This window comes from Christiangramia forsetii KT0803, from assembly GCF_000060345.1.
Lineage (GTDB): Bacteria > Bacteroidota > Bacteroidia > Flavobacteriales > Flavobacteriaceae > Christiangramia > Christiangramia forsetii.
In genome coordinates, this window is sequence record NC_008571.1 from 2,583,591 (window position 1) to 2,593,138 (window position 9,548).

20 protein-coding genes and 1 tRNA gene are annotated in these 9,548 nt (G+C 34.3%); all 21 read right to left on the minus strand.

Features of this window, described 5'->3' with window-relative positions; genetic code table 11:
- The 21 genes from GFO_RS11575 to GFO_RS11660 all read right to left on the minus strand — a co-directional run bounded on the left by GFO_RS11575 (window position 1) and on the right by GFO_RS11660 (window position 9,540).
- Window positions 1–351: an HNH endonuclease signature motif containing protein gene (locus tag GFO_RS11575; protein ID WP_011710314.1), complete on the minus strand. Its 351-nt coding sequence runs from the start codon at window positions 349–351 to the stop codon at window positions 1–3.
- A gap of 108 nt (window positions 352–459) precedes the next feature.
- Window positions 460–558 (minus strand) — tRNA-OTHER (locus tag GFO_RS17670).
- A gap of 124 nt (window positions 559–682) precedes the next feature.
- Window positions 683–1,057: a PDDEXK family nuclease gene (locus tag GFO_RS11580; protein WP_011710315.1), complete on the minus strand. Its 375-nt coding sequence runs from the start codon at window positions 1,055–1,057 to the stop codon at window positions 683–685.
- Window positions 1,058–1,501: 444 nt separating this feature from the next.
- Window positions 1,502–1,747, minus strand: a complete 246-nt coding sequence (locus GFO_RS11585; RefSeq protein WP_011710318.1) for a hypothetical protein — start codon at window positions 1,745–1,747, stop codon at window positions 1,502–1,504.
- Complete coding sequence (locus tag GFO_RS11590) at window positions 1,744–1,956, minus strand: hypothetical protein (protein WP_011710319.1); 213 nt, start codon at window positions 1,954–1,956, stop codon at window positions 1,744–1,746. Before GFO_RS11590 ends, GFO_RS11585 begins: the two co-directional genes overlap by 4 nt.
- A gap of 5 nt (window positions 1,957–1,961) precedes the next feature.
- Window positions 1,962–2,417 (minus strand): DUF551 domain-containing protein, encoded by a 456-nt coding sequence (locus GFO_RS11595; RefSeq protein ID WP_011710320.1) that lies wholly within the window; start codon window positions 2,415–2,417, stop codon window positions 1,962–1,964.
- A 10-nt stretch (window positions 2,418–2,427) separates the two neighbouring features.
- Window positions 2,428–2,622: a hypothetical protein gene (locus GFO_RS11600; protein WP_041250109.1), complete on the minus strand. Its 195-nt coding sequence runs from the start codon at window positions 2,620–2,622 to the stop codon at window positions 2,428–2,430.
- Between the two features lie 13 nt (window positions 2,623–2,635).
- Window positions 2,636–3,079, minus strand: coding sequence for a hypothetical protein (locus tag GFO_RS11605; RefSeq protein WP_011710321.1), 444 nt, complete (start codon window positions 3,077–3,079; stop codon window positions 2,636–2,638).
- Between the two features lie 27 nt (window positions 3,080–3,106).
- Entirely contained in the window at window positions 3,107–3,322 is a 216-nt protein-coding gene (locus GFO_RS11610) for a hypothetical protein (protein WP_011710322.1), read from the minus strand.
- A 6-nt stretch (window positions 3,323–3,328) separates the two neighbouring features.
- Window positions 3,329–3,475, minus strand: coding sequence for a hypothetical protein (locus GFO_RS17675; protein ID WP_011710323.1), 147 nt, complete (start codon window positions 3,473–3,475; stop codon window positions 3,329–3,331).
- 29 nt (window positions 3,476–3,504) lie between these two features.
- Window positions 3,505–3,672 (minus strand): hypothetical protein, encoded by a 168-nt coding sequence (locus GFO_RS17750; protein ID WP_011710324.1) that lies wholly within the window; start codon window positions 3,670–3,672, stop codon window positions 3,505–3,507.
- Window positions 3,673–3,802: 130 nt separating this feature from the next.
- Window positions 3,803–4,084 carry a hypothetical protein gene (locus GFO_RS11615; RefSeq protein WP_011710326.1) on the minus strand — a complete coding sequence of 94 codons (282 nt, stop codon included), beginning with the start codon at window positions 4,082–4,084 and terminating at the stop codon, window positions 3,803–3,805.
- Between the two features lie 32 nt (window positions 4,085–4,116).
- The gene (locus GFO_RS11620) at window positions 4,117–4,425 is read right to left on the minus strand and encodes a DUF7768 domain-containing protein (protein WP_011710327.1); all 309 of its coding nucleotides are present in this window, start codon (window positions 4,423–4,425) and stop codon (window positions 4,117–4,119) included.
- Window positions 4,422–5,132: a DNA methyltransferase gene (locus tag GFO_RS11625; RefSeq protein WP_041250111.1), complete on the minus strand. Its 711-nt coding sequence runs from the start codon at window positions 5,130–5,132 to the stop codon at window positions 4,422–4,424. Before GFO_RS11625 ends, GFO_RS11620 begins: the two co-directional genes overlap by 4 nt.
- Before the next feature lie 4 nt (window positions 5,133–5,136).
- Window positions 5,137–6,684, minus strand: a complete 1,548-nt coding sequence (locus tag GFO_RS11630) for a DUF4942 domain-containing protein (protein ID WP_011710329.1) — start codon at window positions 6,682–6,684, stop codon at window positions 5,137–5,139.
- A 127-nt stretch (window positions 6,685–6,811) separates the two neighbouring features.
- Window positions 6,812–7,147 carry a hypothetical protein gene (locus GFO_RS11635; protein WP_011710331.1) on the minus strand — a complete coding sequence of 112 codons (336 nt, stop codon included), beginning with the start codon at window positions 7,145–7,147 and terminating at the stop codon, window positions 6,812–6,814.
- Window positions 7,144–7,851, minus strand: coding sequence for a hypothetical protein (locus GFO_RS11640; RefSeq protein ID WP_148264616.1), 708 nt, complete (start codon window positions 7,849–7,851; stop codon window positions 7,144–7,146). Before GFO_RS11640 ends, GFO_RS11635 begins: the two co-directional genes overlap by 4 nt.
- Window positions 7,763–8,596: a hypothetical protein gene (locus GFO_RS17330; RefSeq protein WP_011710332.1), complete on the minus strand. Its 834-nt coding sequence runs from the start codon at window positions 8,594–8,596 to the stop codon at window positions 7,763–7,765. Before GFO_RS17330 ends, GFO_RS11640 begins: the two co-directional genes overlap by 89 nt.
- Complete coding sequence (locus GFO_RS11650) at window positions 8,577–9,110, minus strand: PDDEXK family nuclease (RefSeq protein WP_011710333.1); 534 nt, start codon at window positions 9,108–9,110, stop codon at window positions 8,577–8,579. The genes GFO_RS17330 and GFO_RS11650 overlap by 20 nt, the downstream gene beginning before the upstream one ends.
- Window positions 9,110–9,289 (minus strand): hypothetical protein, encoded by a 180-nt coding sequence (locus GFO_RS11655; protein ID WP_148264617.1) that lies wholly within the window; start codon window positions 9,287–9,289, stop codon window positions 9,110–9,112. The genes GFO_RS11650 and GFO_RS11655 overlap by 1 nt, the downstream gene beginning before the upstream one ends.
- Window positions 9,286–9,540: a hypothetical protein gene (locus GFO_RS11660; protein ID WP_011710335.1), complete on the minus strand. Its 255-nt coding sequence runs from the start codon at window positions 9,538–9,540 to the stop codon at window positions 9,286–9,288. Before GFO_RS11660 ends, GFO_RS11655 begins: the two co-directional genes overlap by 4 nt.
- Window positions 9,541–9,548 lie beyond the last annotated feature (8 nt).

Below are 9,548 nucleotides of genomic sequence, written 5' to 3' on the forward strand. Positions count from 1 at the left end.
CTAATGCCCTTTAATTAATTCAGCACTACTGGCTTCATATTGGCTATACTTCTGAATTTGTTCGTGGATCCAGATTTTATCAAATTTTACCCCGTTGGCTTCTAATAATCTTGCATGGGTTCTAAATTGATCAGCGATTAAATGCTTCTTGTCACCTTGCTCGATATGCTCTTCCCTGGTAAGTGCCATTAGGTTTTCTATGCGGTCTTTATCCCCTGAAGGATTCCCGCCTGAGCCTTTGCAAATAATGTGATTGATATCCACAGCTCTATTACCTGAAATTTCCGAAGGGATAAAATCACTTTCAGCGTATCCTAGTGCTCTGAAATATAGTTTTGTGTACGGCTTCATTACTCCTCAATGCTTTTGACTGCGATTATTATAGACGCCAGTAGAGATATTATCCCTACGATGCAAAAAAGTATTCCTAAACATACAGTCATATAATATTTCTTTTAGTAGAGAGGGCAGGACTTGAACCTGCAAAGTGGAGTTACTGGCCTGATAACTTAATCCACTACGACTATATCGCCCGGCTACCAATTTCGGCACCTCTCCTTTTCCCGGTTACTTTTCACCGGTAAGCCAGTCTTGTGATAATTTATCGAGCTTTAAAAATGTAAAATAGTTGGGGATCCCGATGTTGGCTTTCTTGCATTATCACGGCCTCGATTAGCGACAACTAAGCGTCTAAATCATCCCCTCCTAGTGATGTTTTAATGTCTTTTTTGAAATATGTATCAATAATATTTTTGGTTTCATCGAATCCTACAGAAAAGCAAGCGAAGTAACCTTTTGATTTTAGCGCATTAATACTTTCCAATTGGCCTTTTAAATGGTCATTGGAATATATTTCTCCGTTTTGTTTAAATGGTGATTTTACCTTTAGTTCGATAAATAAACCTGAATAGCCTCCGCGTGGTTCGAGAATAAGAACATCGGGGCATTTGAATCCAGTTTTTTGAATAGACTTATTACGCGCCTTTTGAGGTACGGTAAGCTTTAAATTTGCAACAGTATCGCTTAGGAATAAAATGTCTTTGTATTGTATAGACAAATACCTTGATACCGCTTTCTGAAGCTCAAATTCAGGCTGTTTTTTTCTTCCGGCCAGAACTTAATTTATTTTACTGTTTTGAAAGTGAATGCCTGTGATGCAGGACTTTGAATATTAATTGTTGATAGGTGCAATATACAAAAAATAAGGGAATACCGTCATAAAAATATGATGATAATTACAGTCCAATCTCTTGTTTTATATGGGATAAGTGCCTCCAATTTACAGGCAAATCTTTGGGAATTTCCCCGTACTGATCCAGTACATTAAAAATTAAGTCTTTTTTAGAATTGGCAGCCATAAAAACGATGTAGCTATTATGATGAAAAAAGTAATGGGATATATATTTTTCCTTTCCTTTTTTTCCTTCGTTAACCAGATCTAGTAATTGATTGGCCTTGGAAACTGCTATTTATTCAAATAGGTTGGTTTGCATTACTGTTTTTACTCTTTGTTTTGTAGGTGGGTTTTTACTTCTTCCCAATATGAATAATAGTTTTGCTTATCAGGCATTTCTTCTAAGTGCTGACCTATTTCTAGTTTTAGATTATATATTTCTTCTACTGCGATAAGTGCGCAATTCTTAGCGTGATCTTCATCTAAAGGAACATCATTGTAACAATCCCAATATTTAGCATCTGGAATAAACTTCTCTATTAACTCTTTTGCCTTTTCTTTAGGTTCTTTCATTGGTGGAGGTTATTTATTTCATTTTGCAAATCTCTTATTGATCTATCAATTTGATTTATTTTACTGCTGTGTTTAGCCTGAACTTCATTATAAGTTTTAGCGCTAACGTTTAGATCCTGAAAGTAATCCCAGAACTCGCACCAACTTATTCTTTCATCTCTCTTATTAATTAAAAGAGTTTCTAATCTTTCTTCTCTTTCTTCTTCCATGTATTCTATTGTTTGGGAGGGGTTGGTAATGGTTGCCAGTGGGTAGGTTTAAATCCTACGTACCAATTAGTACATTCATATTCATTTTGCTCATACCAACCTTCAGGGATAAAATACTCGTCTTTTTCTTCACAGTATTCATCATTGTCTCCTTCGTAACAATCTGCATAAATAGAAAATTTAGGCGCATAAAAAGCCCGAAGTCTTCTTTCCTTTCCGTAATCATTAATTCCATAAATTACAACTGGAATTCCTGTTTCTGGCAATCTATCTTCTACACTTATCCACTTCTCTTCTTCTGTTTGGTCTTTGGTGAGGGAAAGCAACATATCCTCAGCTTTATAAGACCAATTTTGCAAATCTTTAATGAATTTATCTTTTGTTTGAGTATTGATTCTTCCAGATATACTTCTGTAATCTTTTAATTTAGGTCTTTCTTTAATTAGTTCTTCTGCTTTCATCTTTATAGTTTTAAACGTGTCTCCATCTTTCAAGTGGTAACCAGCCCCTTTCAACTAAATCATTTACATTTTGTGTGTGTTTAGCGTCTTCTTGACAAGATTTGTGCTTACATTTTCTTCTTTCCTTATAATTTCCAAGACCACAACTGCAAAAACTTTTATCAGGTTTGGATTTTAATTTATTTAATTCATACTCTCTATTCATCTTATAGCTGGTTTTACTCGGTTAATTTTATCCAGTTATATTCTAATTGTTGTTCTACCGAAAGACCTCTTGATTGATACGCAATACCCTTCTGTCTAATTAAAGAAATAACTTCTTCAGCTTGCTCCATTGACAATTCACGTACCTTACCACTCTGATCTAAATAAAATATTTCCCCATTGTGGTAAATTCTCAAAGTTTCTTGAACATCTTCAAAGTCATTGTATTTATCAGTTATGTATAGATATTTTTTTGATCTAACAACTTTATCAAAAAAATACCCGATTCTATTGGCTATCTCAATAGCATCTTCATCACTTATTTTAGATAGTGGTTTTAGTCTCAAGAAGTCACTTTCTTGAATATCTTGGATAGTTACACAAACAGATTCACCTTCGTAAATCCAAGTCCAGTATTGAGCAAAGAACTTCGCTTTATTTTCTAATGTATTTTCCATAGGTATTGGTGTTTATTGATTGGTGGGTTAAATCTTATAATTCTTTTCGATAAATCCATAATAGGTTAGAACTCCTATAAGCCAGTAAATGTTATGATCTTTGCTGTACATAGTATTCCCTTCATTATCTGCAACTTCATATTCATTCGAGTTTATTACTACATTACATAAATCATTTGCATAAGAACCGAGTTCCATGTTTTTAAAACCGTTTTTCTTTAGAAATTTTATTACGTCTTTCATCTTATCTTATTTAATAAGGGGTTGGCAATCATCTAATTCAAATAATAATTCACCTTCTTTAGTGAAGTATTGCTTTACACGTCTCCAAGGATCTTCTGGTTTTCCAGTTCCTCTTAAATCATCTGTTTCTATTAATTCTATAATTTTTGCCATTCTTTGTTTTTGTTAGGGAGAGAGGGGGATTACTCTTCTCTAAGTTCATCTTTTAAAAATATCACACACATAAGGGTGATTAATAATAGCATCAGCTGTGCCGTCCAAGTCCATTTTAAAGGATTGGCTTGTAGTAGGATTATTGAGATATAGATATATCCTACAGGGATCAAAAAGAGAATAAGGGATTTATTCATCAGTTTTATTTTTAGCGGTTAAACAATATCCAGATCCATCGGGTCTTCCGGATCTGTACCCATGCATCCCGGAATAAGGATCTTTTCATCTTCGTGTTTTATATGGTGGTAGAAGGGGTACATTAAGCGGCTATTTGTTTTTTATCGAAATGCTCTTCCAAAGCATTATGATGCGCTTCAAAAATTGCTTTATCTGGTAGCTGGCAGCGGTTTGCCTTTCCCATCCCTTAAATCCTAAATTCCTAGCTACATTATAGCCGTGGTGGACCTCGTGGGTGACGTGCTTTCTATTTTGCCTAAAGAAGTTCTTTTGAAATTCAGGCATTTTTTTAAAGAAGTCCGTTTTTTGGATCTCTTCAAAACTGATTACTGATACCTTATTAGAGATATCTTTGCTTAATCCTTTGTTCATGATGATGTATTAATTGTTGAAAATTGTTGTTTTTAAAGTATAGTTCTATACTCAATAGGTCGGTTATTATTTTCTGCGTTTTTAATTCCGTATTCCATTCCTTTTGAAATTCCGAAGTCCGTATAGACTATTGTTTTTTCTGCATACTTACCCCATTCTAATCCGGCATTAATTCCAATTTCACGTTCTTTTGGTATTTCATCAAATAGGCATTGGGTGTAAAGTAAATGTGAAACCATAGGGAATTCACCACGCATTAAACTATCTCTCATACAGGATCTAGCATATTTTTCATTTCGATCTATGTTTCCAGCGAATGGACTTTCTAGTATTACTTTCATATCTGAAATAATCTCTGTTGTGATTGATGTATTTTTAATCTATTTAAAGAATCTTTATAATACTGCTCATCTTTTTCGCAGGCATCCAAATGAAATCCAAGATTATGACATGCTATAGAATGGCTTCCAGAACCTAAATGAGTATCAATTATCTTATCTCCTGGATTACCGAATTTCATAAGTAGGTATTCATAAAGCTTCACAGGTTTTTGGGTAGGATGAATTTTCTTTTCCTGATTAGCACCTCCCGTATTTGAAAAACGAAACATTGCAGCAGGCTTATCAAAAGAAGTCCATGCCATTTCCCACTGAGAGAAATTTTCCCATGGCTGGCATTTATCCCAACAAACTATGCATCTGGTAGGTGGTAAGTCGAAATAATTACCACCCCAAATAATTTGATTCTTAGATATCCGAAACAATTCTTTAAAATATTCTTGGGAAGGAACTTCAAAATCCCATTCGCAATTCATAGTATTTAAGGCTCTGTTCTTCAATTTACCCGAACCTTGATTTAGTCTGCCTTTCTTTAATCTTTGCGCAACACTTACACTTGGATAACCGTCACCTTTTCTTTTTTTATTGGTTCCCATACTCATATTGGGAGCGTTAATACCATAAGGCGGATCAACGATCGCTAAATCATATTCTTTATCTTTAGCACGAGCCATGAGCTCCATGTTATCTTCTTGGGTAATTCGTATCATAGAACTACAACTTTTCAGGTAACGGAAAACCTTTAATTTCCGAAACGCGACGATTGAACTGTGCCCATACATCCAGATCCTTAAACTTAAAATGAATGGTTCCTTTTTTATAACATTTGAATTCAAAGAAATCCCAGTCAGCCCATTGACCCCATTCCGGGCGGTTATAGATCACTGCCTTTTTATGTGAATAATAGGTTTGGTGAAATTCATTTGCAGCTTGTTCACTATCAAAATTGAAAGGATTGTTATAAGTATATTTTGAGCTTTGCCCGGTAATTTCATTAACCTGGGTATCTGTTACTTTTTTACCGTCTAGAATCAAATAGCAATCTTTTATTTTTAGCCGCTGGTAGAATGACAGCATACCACTGTAATCTTGACCGGTTAAGTAGCATAGAACCTTATTGATATCGTCCATTTTATTTTCAGAATCATAGCTGGTATCAATTTCTCCATGCCATCCTTTTTTACACATGTATGGAAAAATAAATTTCTTATTTACGATGTAGTGAGAATTAGTTTTCCAGCCTTCGACCTGGTATCTGTTATCATCATAGTGTTTTGTGATCTTATCGAAAATCTCAACTATAGCCCTATCCATGGTTTGCTTTCGGGTACCCACAATGATTTCAAACATTCGATAAATATTGCGCATCGAAAATGGATATTTCTGCTGCTCCTCCACAAACTTGTTGATGTCTTTAAGTACCCCAGAAGTAATAAACTTCTCTATATTCATTTTTTTGAATATCCAATCCCAAGAGCTTTTCTGAAGTTCCTTTGAAAATTCTTCTTTAGTGGTCACTGTTTTACCATGGGAAACGGAGCATGAAAAATTATCTTTGATACCTATTGGCTTCAAAAGCGCGTTCATACGCTCCGAAGTAGTTAAATATTCATCGAAAGTATCAACGGCTGCAGTGTATCGATTTACAATAGATCGAACTTCATTGTGTTGCATGATCCCGGGACCGGTTAAAACCTCTTCATCTTCATCCATGAAAAAACCCTCCCAATCAAATTCTTTAGTAGAAACAGGTTTGAAAAGTTTTACCATCGTTACAGAAACTCCTGTTTTTCGCTCTGCAGTTGCAAAACAGTCTCCTAAGTTCTCTGAGGTTCCATGGTTACTGATCAAAGCATTTAGCTCTCTGCGCTCCCGGGTATAATCAACTTCCAACGTATTGGAATTACAAAGGCTTATGATCTCGCAACCTTCCGGGGCCACCTCCCACATTTTTAGAATATGCTTACCCCCTGTTGAGAATGGAGGATTTGCTATAATCGCATTTATATGGCTTAATTGTTCTGGCTTTGATTCTAAAAAGTCAGATCCTAAAAGCTTAGATTTTGTGGAAACTATTTTCTGAAGATCTGGTTCGATCTCATAGGTTAAAACCTGTTTGGCACCGTGCTTAAAAAGAGCTTCGACAATATTGCCACTACCGGCTGAAGGTTCTAAAATTACTTTTCCTTTGACATCGATTTGCGATATCATGTAATCGACTACACCTAAAGGCGTAGGGTAAAAATCAGGATTGAAAATCATGAATTTATGTGATATTAATTGTTGAAAAATATCCCGGTGATGGCGGGAGTTATGTTTTGCATAACGATATAAAACTAAGTCAATTTTTAGTATTAACCAAACTTTTTAATGCATCAAAAGCTCTTTTTTAATCATTTATTTCAGATTCAAATTTCTTCCTCATCGTTCTACCGCTTCCGAAAAATCTTATACCCTGGCTTACATTTTTAATGCCCTGACTATCTAACCACTCGTAAAGCGTAGGTTTAGTATTTATTTCAGGGTCTTCTATTTTTGATTTATTTCTTCTGGATATAGATTCCGGTGTGGAAATATATCTTTTGTCTTGAAGTCCTTTTTCTTTTTTACATCTTCTGATCGTGTCCGGGCTTACTTGAAAAAGTCTTCCAAGGTATAGGGTTGAAATTTTATGATTATCCCAGATAAATTCTTTTTGGGTTTTATTTAATTTCGATGGTCTCATTTTACGCTCCTCCTTTTCTTTTTTAATAGTTGGACATAAGGCTTCATTTCAGAATCTTTCTCCCAGCTTGAAATAGTATCTTCTAAAGCTTGCTTATCCATTTTAGCAGTTAGATTATTAATATATTTATTAACTTTTTCTTTTTTCTTAGCTTCGTAAATTCTATTTTTAGTAATCGCTACAGCATTTTTAGCATCTGGATTGCTATTACGTTCGCCTTTTTCTTTTTCATAGCCCTGCTCTCTTAAAATTGCTTTTTGTTCTAAGTACATTGGGAACCATTCGCCAAAAATCAGGTTGCTATCAACGCCTCTTTTGGTAGTTCCAAACTTTCCAGATCTAGCCATTTTAAAGAATAAAATAACATCTTCAAGGCTTTCATAGGCGCAGTTTTCCAAGGCATCAATGGTTATCATTTCGATTTGAACTTCACTTAGCTTATTGCTGAAACCAAAAGAATCTACAAACCGAGTTACTAGAACATTGACAACTGAAAATCCTATACTTCCGGTCTCGTTTTTAAAAACTGATCTGAGCGTTGGCTTAGAAAATGTTTCCTGAATACTTAAATTCATTTCCAGGTTTGCAAGTGAAGTCTCTCCAGATATAATTTCTTTACTTAAACCTAAAGTCTTTAGCTGTTTTACTTCCCATTGCTCTTTTTGCAATTTCTGTGTTTGATTCGCTATTTCGGTTGTTGACATTCTTCTCAGTTTTTAATTCAAAAATTCCTTTCCATCCATTGCTCATGCTTTGATGCATAATTGCAATTGCTTTTTTTTCATTTCCGTCGGATTTATTAGCTAATTCAGTTAGAGCTGCTTGCTCACTTTGTAGAGATTTGTAATCAAATTTGAATTCTTTCTTTTTATAAATTTTCCAATGATTCCATTGCGTTTTGAAATTATTACTGTCAAAAGGAAAAACTATTTCAGACTCTTCTTCTTTTGATTTTTTTATAATTTTTGTTTTTTCTTCTTTACCGTTGCTTTTACCTTTACCATTACCTTGTTCTTTTACCTTTACCATTACCTTAGGGTCTTGTAAGCCCCTAGGAAGCCCCTTAATTATTTTTTCAGATAACTGAAATTCTCCTTCCGAAATTTCCTCTATTAAATCATATTTTATAAGCTCTTCAATTGCTGAAGTATGAGCTTTGTTATTTCTCTTTAAAAGCCCATTATGCTGTACCTTTAAGTAATTTTTAATGAACCATTTTTGCCCATCTTCAAGTTCTACAATTTTATCTTCAAAAACTTCTTTTATTTGTTCATCGGTAACTGATTGATCTATGCCGCAACGTAATTTTGCAACGTCCAACTCAACATTCCAAATTCCAGCACTTGAACAATCTAAAAAAAGGTACACATAAAGCCCCTTGTAAGCCCCTTGTAAGCCCCTTACAAAAGGATCTTTAAAAAATCCTGTATCAATAAATCTTCTTGCCATTTCTTTTCTTTTTACATCCTGGATTATTCATTACATTTTTATCATGCTTATTGAATGAAATTCCATCGAATCCGTAGGAATAAGTGTATATGTCTATTTTTTTAATTGCTTGATTAGGTTCATCTGAACTATTATCAAGTAAATATGGTAGGTAGTGTAAACCACATGAATCATCAATATTATTTCCGATAAGAGATATTCTAATTTCATAATCATAGAAGAAATTTTTTCTCATGTATTTCTTGATTCCGTTAGCATATCTTATAGCTTGCCAGAAAGCACTCGCATCTAATTTTCCTTTTTTTAGCTCGAATACTGTAATAACGAGCTTAGAAATTAGTTGGTTGTTTTTATAAAAATGCTCTCTATGTATTGAAATAATGTCAGCAATCCCCTCTTTATAAATTCTTTTTTGTCTAAGTAATTTACCCTTGATGAATAAACCTCTTTTTATAAGATCATCATTGCCTGATTCTTCTATAATCTGTTCTAAATCCTTTTCTAAAAAATTCATTATTTATTCTTATAAAAATTATCTAATATGTGCATCCGCTCTTCTGGAGTTAAGGCGTATTCTCCTACCGGCTGATCACCGGTAAGAGAAACCTTAATTTGTTGTCCATTATCACGGAAAATAAATAGTACTTGTGTTGGTTTGGAAATGCTAGTAACGTAAAGGGGGTAATCCTTCAATCTATTATTTTCCATATCGTTCTAGGTCTTCCTGAATCATCACAGATACGGATTCCATCTTCAATTATTTTATCCTGTCTTTTGAGTTCACTTAGGCGTTTCCATACCTGTTGATCTTTAAGACCACAGGCATTGGCGATATCTTCAAAAGTTCCTTTTTTGATCTTCCTAAGACCCCTTATAATTTTAGTATGAACCCGTTCTTTGTGTGGCTTCACGCTTTCGTGAGCCAGGTAGCTTGTAGTTTTCATAATGTGAT